13 protein-coding genes are annotated in these 19,686 nt (G+C 42.9%); 9 read left to right on the top strand and 4 right to left on the bottom strand.

Annotated features, from left to right (window positions below):
* Positions 1-148: 148 nt before the first annotated feature.
* The 4 genes from GKS34_RS02255 (at position 149) to GKS34_RS02240 (ending at position 5,651) form a co-directional block, all read left to right on the top strand.
* A complete protein-coding gene (locus GKS34_RS02255; protein ID WP_163383181.1) occupies positions 149-1,381 on the top strand; it encodes a multidrug effflux MFS transporter in 1,233 nt (410 codons plus the stop codon).
* Between the two features lie 72 nt (positions 1,382-1,453).
* Positions 1,454-3,067, top strand: a complete 1,614-nt coding sequence (locus GKS34_RS02250; protein ID WP_163383180.1) for an ABC-F family ATP-binding cassette domain-containing protein — start codon at positions 1,454-1,456, stop codon at positions 3,065-3,067.
* 18 nt (positions 3,068-3,085) lie between these two features.
* Positions 3,086-4,477: a high affinity choline transporter 1 gene (locus tag GKS34_RS02245; protein WP_163383179.1), complete on the top strand. Its 1,392-nt coding sequence runs from the start codon at positions 3,086-3,088 to the stop codon at positions 4,475-4,477.
* Positions 4,470-5,651 carry a class I SAM-dependent rRNA methyltransferase gene (locus GKS34_RS02240; RefSeq protein ID WP_163383178.1) on the top strand — a complete coding sequence of 394 codons (1,182 nt, stop codon included), beginning with the start codon at positions 4,470-4,472 and terminating at the stop codon, positions 5,649-5,651. The genes GKS34_RS02245 and GKS34_RS02240 overlap by 8 nt, the downstream gene beginning before the upstream one ends.
* A gap of 46 nt (positions 5,652-5,697) precedes the next feature.
* Here the strand turns inward: GKS34_RS02240 and GKS34_RS02235 are convergent, their stop codons facing one another.
* Both GKS34_RS02235 and GKS34_RS02230 read right to left on the bottom strand, forming a co-directional pair.
* Entirely contained in the window at positions 5,698-7,107 is a 1,410-nt protein-coding gene (locus GKS34_RS02235) for a Gfo/Idh/MocA family protein (RefSeq protein ID WP_163383177.1), read from the bottom strand.
* A 56-nt stretch (positions 7,108-7,163) separates the two neighbouring features.
* Positions 7,164-8,270: an acyltransferase family protein gene (locus tag GKS34_RS02230; protein WP_163383176.1), complete on the bottom strand. Its 1,107-nt coding sequence runs from the start codon at positions 8,268-8,270 to the stop codon at positions 7,164-7,166.
* Between the two features lie 237 nt (positions 8,271-8,507).
* Here GKS34_RS02230 and GKS34_RS02225 point away from each other — a divergent pair, with 237 nt between their 5' ends.
* A complete protein-coding gene (locus GKS34_RS02225) occupies positions 8,508-9,638 on the top strand; it encodes an amidohydrolase family protein (RefSeq protein WP_163383175.1) in 1,131 nt (376 codons plus the stop codon).
* 3 nt (positions 9,639-9,641) lie between these two features.
* Here GKS34_RS02225 and GKS34_RS02220 read toward each other — a convergent pair whose 3' ends face one another.
* Both GKS34_RS02220 and GKS34_RS02215 read right to left on the bottom strand, forming a co-directional pair.
* Complete coding sequence (locus GKS34_RS02220) at positions 9,642-10,742, bottom strand: SGNH/GDSL hydrolase family protein (RefSeq protein WP_163383174.1); 1,101 nt, start codon at positions 10,740-10,742, stop codon at positions 9,642-9,644.
* Positions 10,743-10,891: 149 nt separating this feature from the next.
* A complete protein-coding gene (locus GKS34_RS02215; RefSeq protein WP_163383173.1) occupies positions 10,892-11,428 on the bottom strand; it encodes an O-fucosyltransferase family protein in 537 nt (178 codons plus the stop codon).
* Positions 11,429-11,802: 374 nt separating this feature from the next.
* Here GKS34_RS02215 and GKS34_RS02210 point away from each other — a divergent pair, with 374 nt between their 5' ends.
* The 4 genes from GKS34_RS02210 (at position 11,803) to GKS34_RS02195 (ending at position 19,676) form a co-directional block, all read left to right on the top strand.
* Positions 11,803-13,173, top strand: coding sequence for a sulfatase-like hydrolase/transferase (locus GKS34_RS02210; protein ID WP_163383172.1), 1,371 nt, complete (start codon positions 11,803-11,805; stop codon positions 13,171-13,173).
* Positions 13,174-13,471: 298 nt separating this feature from the next.
* Positions 13,472-15,307: a glutamine--fructose-6-phosphate transaminase (isomerizing) gene (glmS, locus tag GKS34_RS02205; RefSeq protein WP_163383171.1), complete on the top strand. Its 1,836-nt coding sequence runs from the start codon at positions 13,472-13,474 to the stop codon at positions 15,305-15,307.
* A 17-nt stretch (positions 15,308-15,324) separates the two neighbouring features.
* Positions 15,325-17,529, top strand: coding sequence for a DUF4954 family protein (locus tag GKS34_RS02200; RefSeq protein ID WP_163383170.1), 2,205 nt, complete (start codon positions 15,325-15,327; stop codon positions 17,527-17,529).
* A 176-nt stretch (positions 17,530-17,705) separates the two neighbouring features.
* On the top strand, positions 17,706-19,676 hold the full coding sequence (locus GKS34_RS02195) for a hypothetical protein (RefSeq protein WP_163383169.1): 1,971 nt from the start codon (positions 17,706-17,708) through the stop codon (positions 19,674-19,676).
* Positions 19,677-19,686 lie beyond the last annotated feature (10 nt).

Below are 19,686 nucleotides of genomic sequence, written 5' to 3'. Positions count from 1 at the left end.
TATTAAACATTTAATCTAATAATGTCAATGGTAAAAAACGTTTTATTTTATTTAAAATACATTTTTATTGTTTTGATAGTTTCGCTTTTTCTTTCTTAACCGCAAAAAGCCTGTAAGTTTATTTAAATAGCTATTTTTGTGATTTCTTATGAAAGAACAAAAAAATTATTTTATTCTGGTTTTGGTTTTGGGTGCGTTGAGCACCATCAGCCCTTTTTCGGTAGATATGTATCTGCCGGCCTTTCCCGCTATATCGGAAAACCTGAATACGAGCATTTCCAATGTGCAGCTTTCCCTCACCAGTTATTTAATAGGGATTGCCATCGGACAACTTTTTTACGGCCCTTTGCTGGATAAATTTGGTAGAAAAAAGCCCCTGTATGCCGGTCTTTGGATTTATGTAGTTGCCTCAGTTGGTTGTGCCTTTACTTCTTCCGTAAATTCGTTGATAGTGATGCGGTTTATTCAGGCCGTAGGTGGCTGTGTGGGTATGGTGGCTGCGCAAGCGCTGGTTCGCGACTTATTTCCAGTCAATAAAATTGCGCAGGCACTGGCCATGCTCACCCTGGTAATCGCCGTTTCTCCCATGATTGCTCCCACCTTAGGAGGCTATCTGACAGCCCATTTTCACTGGCACTGGATGTTTATTTTACTTGCAGCTATTTGTACCGCTATTATTCTGGCCTGCAAATGGCAGTTGCCGGATGGGGCAGACCCGGACCCGGACCTTTCGTTAAGACTAGGCAGAGTTACTAGAAAGTACCTTGACGTATTAAAAAACAAGCAGTTTTTAACCTACATCCTGGTAGGAGGCATTGCAGGGGCAGCCCCTTTTGCTTACATAGCGGGTTCATCCGATGTTTTTATCAACATCTACGGATTGACAGCCACTCAATACGGCTGGCTCTTTGCTTTTTTGTCCGTAGCTATGATCGGAGCCACCCAACTTAACCACGTTTTACTGAATCACTTTAGCAACCGAACGATCGTTATTACTGCCCTCTCCTACCAATTGGTTGTTGGGTTGGTAATTATCACCGGTGTAGGTACTGGTGTCTTTAACGTTTGGATGCTGATAGCAATGATGTTTATTTTTCTCACCGGCCATGGGTTAAGTGTACCGAATGCGGCTGCTATTTCGCTGGCTCCCTTTGAAAAGAACGCCGGGAGTGCCTCCGCTATGATGGGCTTTATGCGCATGTCTTTTGGGGGGCTGATCTCAGGTCTTGTAAGTATTTTTCATAACGGCACTGCCATGCCAATGATACTGCTTATGGCAGGTTGCATCCTGTTAGCCGGCCTGGTCTTGATTCATTACTACCATTCCACCGGAGAATTGTATACCTGGAGGAAAAAGAATTCAAGGCTGTCTCCCAGGTGAACGGGAAAATAGGTGATGCTCAATTATTTTTCTAACTTTGCGCTTTATTAAAATTCTCAGAAAGTACAGACAATGATTTCAGTTGATAATTTATCCTTAAAGTTTGGTAAAAGGACACTTTTCGAAGACGTAAACTTAAAGTTTACTCCTGGAAACTGCTACGGTGTGATCGGTGCCAACGGAGCTGGAAAATCCACTTTCCTAAAAATTCTCACCGGAGAAATCGACAGTACTTCGGGCATTGTAAACATCACCCCGGGTCAACGAATGGCGGTGTTATCGCAAGATCACTTTGCCTTTCAAGAAGAAGAAGTACTACGTACCGTAATCATGGGACATCAAAAGCTTTTTGATATCATGACAGAAAAGGATGCTATCTACATGAAGGAGGATTTTACGGAAGAAGATGGAAACAAAGCGGCTTTATTGGAAGCGGATTTTGCTGAGATGGATGGATGGAATGCAGAAAGTGACGCTGCCGCTCTATTGTCCGGTCTGGGTGTAAGTGAGACTTACCACGGTAAGTTGATGAAAGACCTTTCCGGAGATCTAAAAGTGAGGGTATTGCTGGCGCAAGCCTTGTTTGGCAATCCGGACATTCTGATTCTGGATGAACCTACCAATGATCTGGATGCCGAAACCATCGGTTGGCTGGAGGATTTCTTAATCAACTTCAAAAATTTGGTGATCGTGGTGTCCCACGACCGGCATTTTTTGGATCAGGTAGCCACGCACATCGTAGATATCGATTTTGGTAAAATCAACATCTATTCCGGAAACTATTCGTTTTGGTACGAATCTTCCCAACTCGCCGCAAAACAAAAGACAGATCAAAATAAAAAGGCGGAAGAGAAGCGGAAAGAGCTTCAGTCTTTTATAGAGCGCTTCTCGGCAAACGTGTCCAAATCCAAACAGGCGACTGCCCGGAAGAAAATGCTCGAGAAACTGAATGTGGACGAAATCAAACCGTCCACCCGAAAATACCCCGGCATTATCTTTAAACCGGAAAGAGAAGCAGGAGACCAATTATTGCTGACAGATCAGTTGGAATTAAAAAATGGAGAGAAAATATTTTTTACCGACGTAAACCTGATGGTTGACAAAGGGGATAAAATTGCTTTTTTATCCCGAACGAAGCAGGCTGTCACCAAGTTTTTCCAAACGATCATGGAAGAAATTCCCGTGCAATCCGGAAGTTTCAAATGGGGAGTCACCATCAATAAAGCCTACATGCCCAACGATAATTCTGCCTTTTTCGATTCGGATTTAAAGCTGATTGATTGGTTGAGCCAATACAGCGAAAATCAGGAAGAAGCCTATGTAAGAACTTTTCTGGGACGAATGCTATTTACCGGCGAAGAGTCTCTGAAGAAGGCTTCTGTATTATCGGGTGGAGAAAAAGTGAGGTGCATGGTATCCCGAATGATGTTACAGAACCCAAACTTTCTGGTATTGGATGAGCCTACCAACCACCTGGACCTGGAGTCCATTCATGCCCTTAACAATGCCATGATCGATTTCACGGGAACTCTATTGTTTTCGTCTTATGACCATGCTTTCGTTCAATCAGTAGCCAACCGGATCATCGAGTTTACACCTAAAGGCACCATCGATCGGCGAATGGATTACGAGTCGTACCTTGAAGATTCTGAAATTAAGGCATTAAGGGAAAAAATGTACCATTAAATATTTAATAAACAAAAGTTGCTGGCCACTGCAATCGTTTGTTACCTGCTGGGAACCATGGCACTCGGTGCCTGGTCTTCCCGTAGGGTCAAAACCTCGGGAGACTTCATGCTGGCAGGCAGGCAGCTTCCCCTATTTTTAAGTGCCTCCGCCCTATTTGCTACCTGGTTTGGGTCCGAAACCATTTTCGGTGCCTCTTCCGAATACCTCAAACATGGCTTGCTTGGAGTCATGGAAGACCCTTTTGGGGGTGCCTTATGCCTGATGCTATTCGGCTTGTTCTTTGTTAAGCCCATTTATGCCATGCAGGCGCGAACTCTGGGAGATGTCTATCAAAAACTGTTCGGAAAGCGGGTTGCTTTGTATGCCAGTATTTTCATGATCCCTGCCTATTTTGGATTCATTGCCGCCCAGTTAGTTGCCTTTGGTTTAATCCTAGAGGCCGTTTCCGGCCTTACCATGGCATCAGGTATTGTAATCAGTGCGGCCGTCGTTTTATTCTACACCTTTCTCGGTGGCATGTGGGCCATATCCATTACGGATTTTGTTCAAACGATCGTGATTGTGGTCGGCCTGATTTGGCTAGCGGTTACGCTCAGCCAGGAAGCCGGAGGCATTTCCACGATTCTAGAGCAGGCACCCGCTTCCAGTTTTAACTTCTTTCCACCGCCAGCAATTGGCGACTGGCTAGAGTACCTGGGCGCCTGGGCGATATTGGGTTTGGGAAGTATTCCCAGTCAAGACATATACCAACGCTCCATGGCTGCCAAAAGCAGCAATACTGCCCAAAAATCCCTATTTCTGGCATCAGGATTTTACCTGACCATTGGTCTGCTGCCATTGTTTATCGCGTTAAGTGCAAAAATTCTCTATCCGGATATTTACCTTGAAAACGAGCAATTGCTCCTTCCGGAACTGGTTTTACAACATAGTAGCGTACCACTGCAAATCGTCTTTTTTGGAGCGCTCCTTTCTGCCATCATGAGTACCACGAGTTCTTCCATGCTTGCACCTGCGGCCCTGTTAACCGAAAATATCATCAAGCCGATTAAAAAATCTGTTTGGAAGGAGCAGCAATTGTTGTGGGTATTACGAACTTGCCTAACAGCCATCACAATTATCTCAGTTGGTCTTGCGTTTTGGAAAACCAATATTTATTCCCTGATCGGAGAAGCTTCCATGTTGCTTTTGGTATCCTTGTTGGTCCCATTAACTGCCGGCCTCTATTGGAAAAAAGCCTCTACTACTGGTGCCAATGGATCTATTTTCGGAGGAATGGTTGCTTATCTGTTGTTTTATTTTGAATTTGTTGCTATGCCTTTTCCGCACCATTTGGCGGCATTGGTAGTCAGTATGGCTGCCATGATCGGCGGTTCTCTCTTGTTTCCCAGACCTAAACGTAATGAATAATTACCCTGAAATTATCTTAAAAAAAGGAAAGGAAATTTCCTTAAAACGAAAGCATCACTGGGTTTTTTCCGGTGCCATTCATCAAAAGCCCAATACGCTGGAAGACGGGGATTTGGTAAAAATCCTTACTGCCAAAAGCCAGGTGGTTGGAATAGGGTTCTATTCACCAGGCTCCATTATGGTACGAATGATTACTTTTAGTGATCGGGAAATAACGGAAGCATTTTGGTTGGAAAAACTCTCAGCCGCCTACCAGTTAAGAAAGAAACTATTTTCCCGCCAAACACAAAGTACCACTGCCTATCGAATGGTTCATGGAGAGGGGGACATGCTTCCTGGCTTGATTATCGACTATTACGACGGAATCCTGGTAATTCAAGGACATCACCTGGGAATAATCAGAGAGTTACCATCCATTTCGAACGCACTTCAACATCTCCTGGGAAACGCACTCAAAGCCATCTATAATAAAAGCTCCGCGGCACTTCACGGAAAAACAGAACAGGCAGACGACTGGATTTTTGGTGGAAATCAAGCGCTTCGTATAAAAGAGAATGGGTTACACTTTGAAATCAATTTGGAAAAGGGCCAAAAAACAGGTTTCTTTCTCGACCAACGGGACAATAGAACACTGCTTCAGAGATATTGCCAAGGAAAAGAAGTTCTCAATACCTTTTGTTATTCGGGTGGATTTTCGGTCTACGCGCTTGCTGCTGGTGCTAACCGGGTCACATCTGTAGATATTTCATCAGAAGCCATTGCTCTTTGCCAAAAAAACCTCGAATTAAATGGCTTCGACTCCAAAACGAACCCCTGTCTGACAGCTGATGTGTTGAAATTGTTACAAGACATCGATGACGCTTATGAGGTGATAATTCTCGACCCGCCAGCTTTTGCGAAAAATATTCGCTCACGTCACAATGCAGTCCAGGCGTATAAACGGTTAAATGCCATGGCAATGAAAAAAATTAAGTCTGGGGGTATCTTATTTACGTTTTCATGTTCGCAGGTCATTGACCGGGAACTCTTTCACCACACGGTAACATCAGCAGCGCTGGATGCAGGCCGAAAGACCCAGGTATTGCATCAGGTATCTCAGGGAGCCGATCACCCTGTTAATGTATTTCACCAGGAAACATCCTATTTGAAAGGATTGATTTTGTACGTGACCTAAAAAAAGAAGTGGCGGGAATGCAAACCCCGCCACTTAATCACGTCAATTAAACATTTACTCCGGTGGTTCCCCCTCCTTTCAGGGTAAGTTCCACCGGCTTATTGGTTTCCCAGGAACCAGCCGTAAAGTCTGGAACATCAATTGAGTTGGACCGGTTGGCCACCGACCATTCACTCAGTGGAGTGATGGAACTCCACAATGCTGCGTCGTACACATCCTGATCCAGCGGTAGCCCGTTTCTGAGACAATCAATTAATCTCCAGTCCATCATAAAGTCCATGCCTCCATGTCCCCCTATTTTTTTCGCCATTTCGCCAACTTTTTTGACAATTTCCGGGGTGTACTTTTCCTCCAGGGCTTTCATTTCCGCTTCTTCCATCCAGCCATGTCCGGTAGAAATTCCAGGAACAGGCCATTTTCTGGCCATGCCCTTGGTTCCGCTTATCAGATGGATTCTGGAATAAGGCCTGGGAGAACTCACATCATGTTGAATCATGATGGACCTACCTTTTTTGGTTTTTACCAGGGAGGTATTCATGTTTCCTCGGAATTGTTTGGTAGCGAAGGACGCATAAAAATCATCCTGATCGGCTAATTCCTCCGCACGCGCTTTCATGTGAAAATCCTGGCTGGAGAGGGAGGTAAGGTAGTCCATTTGGTCCCCTCTGTTGATATTCATTATCTGGCAAACCGGACCCAAACCGTGTGTGGGGTAAATGTTCCCATCCCGGTAATTTTCCTTCAGTCGCCACATATCCTGATACCCGGTATCTTTTTTGAAATTCAGGTCCAGAAGATCGTGAATGTAAGCTCCTTCCCCGTGAATAACATCGCCAAAAAAACCATCTCTGGCCATGTTCAGCGTCATCAGTTCAAAAAAATCGTAACAACAGTTTTCCAATTGCATACAATGTTTTTTAGTTCGTTCCGAAGTTTCCACCAGTTGCCAACATTCTTCGAGTCTGATGGCAATAGGGACTTCAGAAAAAGCATGTTTACCGGCCTCCATGGCATAAACCGCCATAGGCGTGTGCCATTGCCAGGGAGTAGCGATATAAATCATATCCAGGTCGTCCCTGTCCACCATTTTTTTCCAGGCATAGGTGCTGCCGCTGTAGGTCGCCGGCTTGTGAGAAGTTCCTTCCAGGCTCTTCATTACCTTATCTACCATTTCCGGCCTTAAGTCACACAATGCCTTTATTTCTACTCCCTGAATTTTACTGAGTCGGTCCACGGCACCCGGGCCGCGCATTCCCAGTCCAATTACTCCTACCCTAACGACATCTAGTTTGGGAGCTGCGTAGCCAGACATATTAAATCGTTGTGCATACTGCCTTTTGCTTTGCACAAGCACTTTTTCTTGTTCTTCCTGGGATAAACCGGTAAAACCCGTTCCCATCATTCCTATTCCGGCCAAGCCGGAGAGTTTTAAAAACTCCCTCCTTTTATTACTCATAGTATTTGATTGTTGATTGAATAGTTTGACAAAACCCTCCCGGGCTTTTTTACGAATTATATCTTAAAGAAAATCTTGTTTTTATAAAGAAAATAACAAATATACCACATAAATGCCAACGTAAAGAAGGCATTCAATAGTGCTAGCACGTTTTCCGGCAAACCTAATAAACCGAGAAATCCGTAATTAAAGATTCTTACAAAGCCCGTCAGCCAATCATGCCCCAGGATTTCTGCGAACAGATAAATAAATATCGGATTCATTCCTACAATAAGAAAAACAAACGTCCATTTTTTAATATTTTTCACATCAATAAGCCAGTAAAAAAAGACCAGTGCCAAAACCGCCCAACCACCGGATGCCAGGACAAAAGCACTGGTACTGATGCGTTTGATAATGGGAGTGATTCCTACCCAATCCAGCCCATACCCTATCGATAATCCCAGCAATCCTGCTATAAGAAACGTCTTGATTTTTTGCTCATCCGAGGTTTTGGACAGAAGTAATTTTCCACACATGGCTCCCCAAAGGGTATGTACAGCCGTCGGAAGGCAATTAATGGCTACCCAGCCTCCTTTGTTAATTTTACCCATCAGGATCATGTCCAGAAAAGAACCGAAATTTTCGCCTTTTACAAAAGGATCGGCCGGATCGTAAACCCGGTATACTATCTCAGTTAGTATCAATAAGCCAACCGATAGTGCAAGCTGCCATTTAGCAGGGTAATTAATAAACAAATAGGTGAGTAATATAGTAAAGGATAACTGCGTCAGTACATTCCATAATTCAAATACTAATGCATCAGCATACACACAATGCAATCCGGTACCAAATAAAAATAAAAGCAAACACCTGCGAAGGATATGTCGGGTGATTGCTGAAGGGGCGGCTCCTTTTTCCCTCCTTCTTTTTAAAGAAAAAGGCATGGCTACCCCGACGATGAACATGAAAAAGGGCTGAATGAGATCCCAAAAGCGGAGGCCATTCCATGGATGGTGGGTGAATTGCAGAAAAACAGCGAACTCAAAACTTCCTTCCGGAACCATTCCCAAAAGAGCTCTATATACAAGAGCTGACTCTGCAACCAATAAAAACATGGTTATTCCCCGGTAAGCATCCAAAGAAACTAATCTTCGGCCAGGGGCGGTTGGGCTTGGATTCATAGATGGTTTCTCATAAAACTCGATTCGGAAATTTTGTCTATCAGTAAGTATTTCAAATATAGCTCTTCAGAGAACAGGTTCAAACACCAGAATAAGAAAAGGGATGAATGGTTTTTTGCTTATTTTAAACTTTTATAAAATATTTAGCTACATTTAATCAAAACGGTAAAAAGGTTTAAAAAAAATCAAAACAAACCTTTTTCGGTCCCTTCAAAACCCCTAAACATTATTTAAGGTATGCGTACCCATTTACTCGGAATACATTTATTAATTACTTTCGGCATTCTATTTTCCTGCAGTAATCCCGAACAAGATGCTGGAAATACCGATGCGGAATTCAAATCTGAAAACTCTGTTGAAAACCTGCTTCTAAAGGATCACCAGCCGGTATCGCTATACCAAGGAAACGAACATCCCGTGGAAAAGGCGGCATTTCCAATTATCGACATGCATGCGCATCCCTACGCCAAGTCGGAAGCACAATTAGATGAGTGGGTGAAAATTATGGACAATGTAGGCATAGAAAAGACCGTAATTCAAACCTATCGAACCGGTGCTGCTTTTGATTCCCTGGTGAAGGCCTACAGCAACTATCCGGACCGCTTCATTCTTTATTGTGGATTTGATTATACCGGATTTGAAGATGATGATTTTGGAGCTGCTGCTGTTAAAGAACTGGAAAGGTGTTTTTCGGTAGGTGCTAAAGGTGTAGGAGAACTGGGGGATAAAGGGAAAGGACTTTTTTACTCCCGACCGACCAAAGCGTTTGGCATGCATATCAACGATCCCAGAATGAAACCGCTCCTGGAGAAATGTGCGGAATTGGGCATGCCGGTCAGCATCCACGTAGCAGAACCAATCTGGATGTACCAGCCAATGGACGCCAGTAACGATGGCTTGATGAATGCTTTTAAATGGCGACTCGATGACCAGGAAGGAATCGTAGATCATGGGGGCATGATGAGTATTTTGGAAGATGCGGTGGGGCAAAATCCCAAAACAACTTTTATTGCCTGCCATTATGCCAATAGCAGTTATGATTTAAGTATCCTCGGAAATCTTTTTGACAACTACCCCAATTTATATGCTGATAACAGTGCCCGATATGCCGAAACGGCGACCATCCCCCGAACGGTAAATCGATTCTATACCCAATATGCCGACCGCTTGGTTTATGGGACCGATATGGGGATTAGTGAAGCTATGTACCGTACCACATTTCGTGTTTTAGAAACTGCCGACGAGCATTTTTATGACAGAAACATCTCCTCCTACCATTGGCCCATGCATGGGTACGACCTTCCGAAGGAAATATTGGAAAAGGTCTACCGTACTAATGCCTTGGAAATTTTAAACCTGCAACCTTGATTATCAATATAAAATTTCGGTTATCAGATTGGCATAGCCCCGGGCATATTGATCCATCCCCAGGTCGGACGGATGTGTACCGTCTACCGTGCCTTCCATGGAGAGACCGATGGCGTCTTTCTCCAGGTAATACACTTCGCTTACACCTAAAGCTAAAAGTTCCCCGTACACCTCCTGTGACCATTGATTTCTTTTTTCGTAAGCCTCTCTCCTATCTTTGTTGACCAGTCCATCTGTATAGCCTGCATGATCAACTAAAAGAATTGGGGTTTCTGGTCGTTTGGACTTTAGATAAGTTACCGCATCGTTAATCCTTTGTTTAACCTCCTCTTCCTTAAAGGTATCGCGCACCAAATTAGGCAGGCAATCGAGTACATACAAGCTACTTTCGATTGATGCCATATATCGGATGAGTGGATCTTCCAACTGCCCGTTTCCGGAAAAACCAAGATTGATTAGCGGCCGATTTACAGCTCTTTCCAGAATAGCTGTCCATGCCATCCCAGGTCGCGATGCACAAGCACCCTGGGCAATCGAAGTACCGTAAACTACAATCGGTAAGCTAGCAGCCTCTTTGGGCAATAATTCAAATGTGGCATCGGCAGCGACGCCGATTTCAAGGAACAGAACTTCGTTGTAAAGCGGGAGGTACAAGTCAAATTCCCTATCCCTGCTATTCTCTTCTATCAGTTGAAATCGGTAGCTAATTGTATCGCCAAATGAATAATCTCCTTTTACCCAGATCCAATCGCTTGTTTCATTTTTTGTATAAAGATCTAATCCACTCACTCCCGTAGCAGGCATATGCGGCATTTCGATGTTGCCGGAAACAGTGTATCGAACCTGAATGTTTTTGGCATCGGTATGAAAGCGTAGCTTCACTCCTGCTGCATGCCTCGAAAGCCGCCAAACTGGTTCTCTAACCTGGTCTTTCAGCGTTTCAGGTAATCTAACAAATACTGCCTCTGAGCTTGCATTTCCATGAACAATATCCTCCTTTTCAGATTCTAAGGGATTAATCCACTGCAATTGCTCCTGTCCATGTGATGTAGCGTAGGAAAATAATACTATTAGAAATATATAAAAAACAGTTCTTCGTTTCATAGAAATGAAATTATCAAGTTTTAAGGATTTATCTGTAATTGGAGGTAGCCTTTTCAATGCCAGCACCTGTTTTAACCTCACAAACACAATACTACAAAAGAAAAATGGGTTAAAGAACTAGCAATTTAACCTAAATACTATCACGGAGTTTAAAGATGAAGGATTTCCAGTTCCGTGCCATAAATACGGTTAGCAACTCCGGAGTAAGAGCTCCAGCCAGTAGGAACCGTAATTTTTTTTGTTTCAGCCAATAAAAACAATTCAACTACAGCATCAATCATCCCTTCCCTAGAGTCTCTACCAAAGACTTTTTGATAGGTAAATACTACTTCTGGATATTTTTTTTCAAAAAATTTTGCTGTGCCAGGGTCATCTGTTGCTAAAAAAACACCAAAACTTTCAGGGTTAGTTGCCAAATATTCCTCAATCTTATTTTCAAAAAGATATTTCGGGCTATTCCGTATGGCTTTTATATGGTCACCCTTGCGGATATGCATGCCTATCATATGGTCTTTAAAACTACCTTTAAAAACCTCTATTTTAGTTGCAATTTGCTGGACCGGAACAAAAGAATGAAAACCTTCCTGATAGTCGATACACTGGTTACCCGTTATTACCAAAATCTTTTCCTTATTTTTACATACTTTTTTCAAATGATCGATACCTTTTTTAACATCCTGGTCCATAATCAGGCAATCAAACCCCAGCAACCTGGAAAGACCTTTATTCTATAAAGAAACCATCCATCGAATGAAGTTCATTTTGTGATCTGCCAGAAATTGACTCCTGATAAAAAAATTGTATTTAGATTCTGGATTTACTAATTTGAAATTGGGGTTAGGTTGGAAAATTTCCTGATACGGGATATTTAAACCAGAATCAGGAATCCAAATAACTTCCAAGTCGGCATTAATGAGTGATTTAAAGTAAATAAAGGATGAAATGGCTCTCATCCTGTTGCCCAGGCCAGATGTAGGTTTCAGTAATAGTTTTACTTTTTCCATTGGAAAATTAAGCCTACTTTCAATCAAAAATTGAAATTATGATACCAATTATAAAAATGATAAAGATTATTTTTACAAGCCTGCTTCTTGTCATAATTATTTCAACTGAATTAATTGCTCAAAAAAAACCAAATGTGCTTGTGATTCTGACCGACGACCAGGGTTACATGGATTTGGGTAGTTATGGAGCTACAGATCTAAAAACGCCCCATATTGACCGCTTGGCTGAAACGGGAGTAAAATTTACGCAATTTTATGCAGCAGCTCCTGTATGTTCCCCCTCCCGGGCTGCTTTATTAACCGGAAAATTCAATTTCAACGCAGGGCTTTTTGGAAATGTGGCTCCTCCTCACCGAGATCCGGAGGGAAATTCAGGGCTACCCACTTCCGAAATAACCATGGCAGAATTATTTAAAAGCAATGGGTACCGAACCGGACTTATCGGAAAATGGCATTTGGGACATACTCCGGAAAAACTTCCCAATGGCCAGGGCTTTGATTATTTCTTTGGCCATCAAAGGGGATGCATTGACAACTTTTCCCATTTTTTTTATTGGAGTGGACCTAATCTCCACGATTTGTATCAGAATCAACAAGAGATCTATCGGCCAGGAGAATTTTTTGGAGACTTGATGGTGGATGAAGCTAAAAACTTCATGGATCAGGAATCAGATCAACCTTTTTTTATGTATTGGGCGATCAACATGCCCCACTATCCCTACCAAGGTGATCCCAAATGGCTGGAAGAATACGCCAGCCTGGAAAGCCCCCGGAAAGAATACGCTGCTTTCGTTTCTACCATTGATGAGTTGGTAGGTGAAGTGTATGCTCACCTAAAAACCATCGGAGAACTGGAAAATACCATTATCGTTTATCAATCGGACCATGGTCACAGTGTGGAAGAAAGGGCCTTCTTTGGGGGTGGGGATTCAGGACCATTTAGTGGAGCCAAATTCAGTATGCTGGAAGGAGGAATCCGGGTTCCAGCTATCATTCGCTATCCCCAAAAACTTCCTCAAAATGAACTCAGGCATCAGTGGGCAAATAGCATAGACTGGATGCCTACCTTGGCAGCGTTAGCAGGTATCGATCTGCCAGTGAGGCATCAAATCGATGGTAAAAATCTGGTTCCTTTACTTTTAAATCCACAGCTCCCCAGTCCACATCAAACCATGTTTTGGGGAACGGGGCAACCGGAGAATGAAAACCATCCCTGGGCAGTTCGTAAGGGTCCGTGGAAATTGATCGGCAACCCAACAGATCCAACAGGAAAATTGCATTTCAGTAAAGCGGACAAACTTTACCTGGTAAACCTGGAAAGCGATTCCACAGAGGTTCGCAACTTAGCCCCACAGCACCCGGACAAAACCAACGAATTATATTTGCTTTACAAAAACTGGATCGAAACTTTAAAAAAGGAAAAATAATTTGCCGTTGAATAAATAATTTAAAAATAAATTGTTTTTCGACCGGTCCAATCATTTTAAAAGCAAAAATTTCTTTTACGAGATATTGACTATATTTAGCAATTTCAAAGTTTAGATATCAAAAGTTTTTCACCAAGTTAAATCACTAAACTAAAAATAGAAAAAAAAGAATTTACTTATTGAATTTTTTCCTTGCGAAGCTCCGAAGAGGCTATTGCAGATATAATTTTTTATTTATTAAATTTCGTCCAAAGAGCACGAGAACAATTTTTAACAAACATTATTTTGACATTTTATTATGTGTGGTATTGTTGCTTATATTGGTAACCAGGAAGCGTATCCAATAATTTTAAAAGGCTTGCAAAGATTAGAGTATCGAGGATATGACAGTGCGGGTGTTGCCCTGCTGGATCACAAGCTCAGTATTTACAAGAAAAAAGGAAAAGTGGCTGAATTGGAAGGGTCGCTTATCGGCAAAAACCTTCATGCTAAATCAGGTATTGGCCATACCCGGTGGGCAACCCATGGTGAACCTTCAGATCGTAATGCACACCCCCACCAGTCTCCATCTGGAAAGTTGGCGATGGTTCACAACGGAATCATCGAAAATTTTGCTCCGATAAAAAAGGAGTTGCAGAATAAGGGATATGTTTTCGAAAGCGATACGGATACGGAAGTATTGCTTTATTTTATTGAAGATATTTACAAAAACGACGCAACAAGCCTGGAAGAAGCCGTGCGAATCGCGCTCAAGCGGATCATAGGTGCTTATGTAATCATCCTTATGGATGAAGCTCATCCCGACACTCTCATAGCTGCCAGAAAAGGAAGTCCTCTGGTTATCGGAATTGGCAAAAACGAACATTTTTTGGCTTCGGACGCCTCTCCTATAATAGAGTATACAAAAGAGGTAGTATATATTAATGATTACGAAATGGCCATCGTAAAACCGGATGAATTGATACTGAAAAATCCGGGGAATGAACGCATTACTCCCTTCATTACCAAACTGGATTTGGAGTTGGCGGCTATAGAAAAAGGGGGGTACGAACATTTCATGTTAAAGGAAATATTCGAACAGCCCACTGCTGTATTCGATTGTCTGCGGGGTAGGCTGGATGCCAAGGCGGGTACCATCCGAATGGGGGGCATAGACAAACATCTGGAATTACTCAAGGAAGCCAAAAGAATTATACTGGTAGGTTGTGGGACTTCCTGGCACGCCGGTTTATTGGCCGAATACGTTTTTGAGGAACTCTGCAGGGTGCCTGTAGAAGTGGAATATGCGTCGGAATTCAGGTACCGGAATCCGGTTATTAATCCGGGAGACGTGATCATCGCGATTTCACAAAGCGGGGAAACGGCAGATACGCTGGTTGCATTGGAGAATGCAAAAAATCAGGGGGCTTTTATTTTTGGGGTAGTTAATGTGGTGGGTTCAAGTATCGCCCGCCTTTCTCAGGCAGGAGCCTATACCCACGCAGGTCCTGAAATTGGCGTTGCATCCACCAAAGCCTTTACCGCTCAAATCACCGTATTGTACCTTATTGCGATTAAGCTAGGCTATGCCAAAGGAAGCCTTTCCAGAGATCGCTACCTTAACCTAATTGGGGAACTGGCTCTAATTCCGGATAAAATCAGCGAAGTACTGAAGTCCGCACCGGAAGTGGCCGCTCTGGCAGAGAAATACAAAGATGCCCGAGACTTTCTATTTCTCGGTAGGGGTTATAATTTTCCGATTGCCTTGGAAGGCGCCTTAAAACTTAAGGAAATTAGCTATATACATGCAGAAGGCTATCCTGCAGCCGAAATGAAACACGGGCCCATCGCTTTGGTGGAAGAAAGCCTTCCGGTAGTTTTTGTAGCAACCAAAGATGCCTACCACGACAAATTGATAAGCAATGCACAGGAAATTAAGGCTAGAAAAGGAAAAGTATTGGCCATCATTTCCGAAAACGACACCGTTTTTCAAGACATTGCCGACGAAACCATTGCTGTTCCCGTAGCGGATGAAATTCTTGCGCCTCTCCTGAGCGTGGTTCCCTTACAATTATTAGCCTATTACACCGGCTTGGCAAAAGGCCTCGATGTGGACAAACCCAGAAATCTGGCAAAATCAGTGACCGTGGAATAAAAAATCACCCAATATTCATGAATAAAATAACAAGGCATCCATTATCCGATTTGGGATACCAATTCATTGAGGATCGTTTTTTACCTAAAGGTAAGGATGAATATTACCTGAGAAATAAGCAGAACCGAACCGAGACCATTTACCGGAAATTAAATGCCCGGGAAATTGAACAATTGGTTCGAAACCAAAACCAATCCGATAACTGGAATAATATCCTGGTATCCGACGCCTTCAATCCGGAATTGGTCAAAAATTGTAAGTTTTTTGGCTTGGTCCGTATCGGCAAACTGGAACCTTGTTTCCTGGAATACCACAACCTCCGCATGCCTGTCGGGATTTACAACAGCCACATTATAAGTTGCGATATCGGAGATAACGTGGTGATTGATAACGTCCACTACCTTTCCCACTACATCCTGGGAAATGAAGTAGTATTGGTAAATGTCAACGAGATGGCTACCACCAGCCACGCAAAATTTGGTAACGGCATCATTAAGGAAGGGGAACCCGAATCCCTGCGAATCTGGTTGGAGGTTTGCAATGAAAACGGGGGCAGAAAGATTGCTCCTTTTAGCGGTATGCTTCCAGGGGATGCCTGGCTTTGGTCCCGCTTTAGGGCAGATGAGGTGCTTCAACAACAGTTGTTGGCCTTTACCCAAAAAGCCTTCGACGAAAAAAGAGGCTATTATGGCAAAGTAGGTGACCGGTGTATCATTAAAAACTCCCTCATATTAAAAGATGTCTGGATTGGATCGGATGCTTATATCAAAGGGGCGAATAAACTAAAAAACCTGAGCATTCACTCCAACCCGGAGGCAGTTACCCAGATCGGTGAAGGATGTGAATTAGTAAATGGCATCGTAAGTGAAGGTTGTACCGTTTTTTATGGGGTAAAGGCAGTTCGATTCGTAATGGCCTCTCATTCCCAGCTGAAATATGGTGCACGGCTGATCAATAGTTATTTAGGCTCCAATGCAACCATTTCCTGCTGCGAAGTTTTGAATTCACTTATTTTTCCAGCGCACGAACAACATCATAACAATTCCTTTCTTTGCGCTGCCCTGGTTCAGGGACAAAGCAACATGGCGGCAGGCGCTACGGTAGGATCCAATCACAATTCCAGAGGTGCCGATGGGGAAATTGTCGCAGGAAGAGGGTTCTGGCCCGGCCTGTGCGTTAGTCTAAAACACAATTCCCGGTTTGCTACCTTCAACCTGATTACCAAAGGAGATTATCCGGCGGAAATGGATATCCCCCTCCCCTTTTCTCTGATCAGCAACGATGTTCACCGGAACGAATTGGTAATTCGCCCCGCTTATTGGTTTTACTATAATATGTATGCGCTGGCCAGAAATGCATGGAAATACAGGGATAGGGACAAACGCACCACTCAAACTCAAAAACTGGAATATGATTATTTGGGACCGGACAGCATGCTGGAAGTTTCCAAAGGTATCGCTATTCTGGAAGAATTGTGCGGAGAAGCCTGGTACAAACAGCAATCATCAAAACCCCTTCCTGCCAAAGACCTGCTTCGAAACAAAGGAAAAGAACTACTTTCTTCAGACAAAGCTGAAATTGATAACTTAGACATTCTTGCCAACAATTGGGAAAACGGCAAGCGGAATGTTCGTTTGGTTAAAGTCCGAGAAGCCTATTTGATGTACAAGAAACTGGTTGAATATTATCCTATTAAATGCCTGGAGGAAAGCCTGGGATCTGAACAACCAGTTAATTTTAACAGTTTTTCCCCCTATTTTCCCAAACAAAGCCTTCCCTATAAATGGATCAATGTGGGCGGACAATTAATTCTCGAAAAGGACTTGGATCGCTTCATAGACGAAATAAAAAGAGGTTCCATCACAAGTTGGAAAAAAATTCACGAACGGTATAAAATGCTTGGGGAAAGTTATGAGAAAACCAAAACCATGCATGCCTTTTCCTTAGCTATGGAAAACCAACAAGGTTTTTCCCAAATGGACAGAACTGCTTTAAAGGACATGCTAGTAAAGGCAAAATCCTTTCGCTCATGGCTTTCCGAACAAACCTACCTTTCCCGAAAAAAAGACTATGAGAACCCATTTCGAAACATGGTTTATCAGGATTTTGACGAAAGAGATGAGGTACTAGGATCGCTGGAAAAAAACAGCTTTATTTTGAAAGATAGAGAGGATTGTGAGACTTTCCGGAAAAAAATGGATGTTTGGATTGCCCTTCTTTAAAGGTCCTGATTCATTCCTCATTTTATCAAAACTTAATGATGTATCCAATCCATGATGCGAAAGAAGCGGTAGCAAGCAGCTGGTCCAGGCATTTCCACTTCCAGGCAGTTTTTTTTTTGAATAAATAATGCTAAATTATACTGTTTTGGTGGTAATAATGAATTGGATTAAACTATATGCCTGACAGATTTTCTTTTGCGAAATTAATCTTCCTATTCGGAACGGCAGTGGTGGTTTATCAAGCGAAAGCTCAGCCTTGCCCTGAAAACCTGATGGCAAGGGATTCGGCCTCTAACTATCTGGAAATTTTATCTCCTAATTCCGATCCTATCTCCATTCCCTTGCCTGAAGTGCAGGTATTTCCCGGAGGAAAAGAACGGATTTACATCCTTCTTCCGGATATTCTTACTGAACTATCGACTCCTGTAATCCGATGGAATGAATTGGTTCTGAAGAAACCACTTAATTCGGATGAAAATTGGAAGGGCTCCCTGGATCGGGCTTTGTTTTACCCTACTCATTGCCTCCCTGATTTGGATGAAAGCCATTTTTCTGAGGCTAATTCGCAGGAGGGATTCTTCTACGAAACAGAAAACAATAGGGTGACCGTACAAGGAACCGTATCTTTTGCAGAAGTAGATGGGAAGCAGATGAAACTCCATTTCAACGTGACCGACCGGGAGGTCCCAAGACCATTGATAAACGACCTGGATGGAAAAATCTATTCTAGAGGTAGTTCACTGACCATTTCCTCGGGTGAAATCAGTTACATTCCTACAGATAGGCTTTTAACAGGCTCGGGTTTCGCGGAGGGAGATAACCTAGACCAACGATTTGATTTTCAGATCAATGAATTTCAGGGAGAGCCCGGGATTTATGTTGTCGACGAGGGACCTGATTACCTGGATACCTATTTCATTTATAAGATCGATGGAAACCCGGAGACCGAAATATTTATTAAAAAATTCGCAATTAACTCATCGGTTATGGCTTCGAACTCCTTTTTTGAACCCGTTCCATTTCAGGTAAACTCCCAGGACCTGGAGCAGCTTCCGTTATTAGCCGAAATGCATAGTAGTAGTCTGTTAATTGATCCAAAACCAGTCTCCATTGAGTTACCTCTCGTCAATCAGGCTTTTGAGGGCAATTCGCCCAATATTCAACAAATTAGGAGCTTTACCAATCCACCGGTATTGAACCCTGATTCCTGGGTAAATGACTATACCGTCTTCTTCGAAAACTTACCGGTATGGAACCTTAAATGGGTAGAAGAAGATTCAGCGGATGTCGTAAAAACGATCAGTCTGCAAAATCGTTTGCCAGAAACGAATACCGATGAGCCTGGAATTGAACAGCGGCTCAGTTACCAACAGGTAGAAAAAATGAACGAAGGTTTTATGGAAATCTTTAAGAATTTTGATGATTCTGCCGATACCACCCAATTAAAAACATCCATTTTGAGTTTATTTGAAACCAATGATCTGACTACTTCAGCGGGGATGAATGACTCTTTTGAAGAATTTCTGGTGACGACCATTTCGGCCTTCCGGGAAGCCGAAAAACACGCGCTATATACTGGATCTGCGGCAGCCCTTCCCGCATTAGATGCAAATGCCCTGGAATTGGCGCCCGTCGAGCTGCAGGTGAATACGGAAACCGGATTACCGGTATCCAGGTCTTTTACCTTTAAAGAAACAAATATTCAAATAACTTATGAAAAAGATAGTATTTCCCTATTGGCTGTCAATAAAAACCAGGGCCAACAATCAATCAAAATTCCCAATGCTGGCTTACTGGATATTTATCAGTTATTTGGAGTGCTAAGTCAGTTACCGCTTGCCGAGGACTCACAGTTTAATCTGGGCTTTTTTGACTTGATGCCCGTTGAAAAACGTACGGTGGAAGAACCCAATCAGCAGAGACTCCTCCTGCTTCCAAAATACATCCATGCAAGCGTGGAGGTGGTTGAGAAGTTAACTTATCAGGGTACCGCGGCAATTAAATTAGCTATCCAATTCAACGGCTTGCGCAACCCTTTATTCCCGGAAAGCTATGAACCGGACTTTAGCGGCACCTATTACGTCAGCCAATCATTTCCGCACCAACTTATCAAAGCTACTTTTAATCAAGGATTGACTCTTCAGTAAAATTTTCCCT

Source organism: Cyclobacterium jeungdonense, assembly GCF_010994275.1.
Lineage (GTDB): Bacteria > Bacteroidota > Bacteroidia > Cytophagales > Cyclobacteriaceae > Cyclobacterium > Cyclobacterium jeungdonense.
The sequence above is the reverse complement of the archived record's forward strand: the minus strand, read 5'-3'. Positions and strand labels throughout refer to the sequence as shown.

Coding starts and splice junctions, on each gene's coding strand:
- GKS34_RS02255 (WP_163383181.1), top strand. CDS start 149: ATGAAAGAACAAAAAAATTATTTTATTCTGGTTTTGGTTTTGGGTGCG.
- GKS34_RS02250 (WP_163383180.1), top strand. CDS start 1,454: ATGATTTCAGTTGATAATTTATCCTTAAAGTTTGGTAAAAGGACACTT.
- GKS34_RS02240 (WP_163383178.1), top strand. CDS start 4,470: ATGAATAATTACCCTGAAATTATCTTAAAAAAAGGAAAGGAAATTTCC.
- GKS34_RS02235 (WP_163383177.1), bottom strand. CDS start 7,107: ATGAGTAATAAAAGGAGGGAGTTTTTAAAACTCTCCGGCTTGGCCGGA.
- GKS34_RS02230 (WP_163383176.1), bottom strand. CDS start 8,270: ATGAATCCAAGCCCAACCGCCCCTGGCCGAAGATTAGTTTCTTTGGAT.
- GKS34_RS02225 (WP_163383175.1), top strand. CDS start 8,508: ATGCGTACCCATTTACTCGGAATACATTTATTAATTACTTTCGGCATT.
- GKS34_RS02220 (WP_163383174.1), bottom strand. CDS start 10,742: ATGAAACGAAGAACTGTTTTTTATATATTTCTAATAGTATTATTTTCC.
- GKS34_RS02215 (WP_163383173.1), bottom strand. CDS start 11,428: ATGGACCAGGATGTTAAAAAAGGTATCGATCATTTGAAAAAAGTATGT.
- GKS34_RS02210 (WP_163383172.1), top strand. CDS start 11,803: ATGATAAAGATTATTTTTACAAGCCTGCTTCTTGTCATAATTATTTCA.
- glmS (WP_163383171.1), top strand. CDS start 13,472: ATGTGTGGTATTGTTGCTTATATTGGTAACCAGGAAGCGTATCCAATA.
- GKS34_RS02200 (WP_163383170.1), top strand. CDS start 15,325: ATGAATAAAATAACAAGGCATCCATTATCCGATTTGGGATACCAATTC.
- GKS34_RS02195 (WP_163383169.1), top strand. CDS start 17,706: ATGCCTGACAGATTTTCTTTTGCGAAATTAATCTTCCTATTCGGAACG.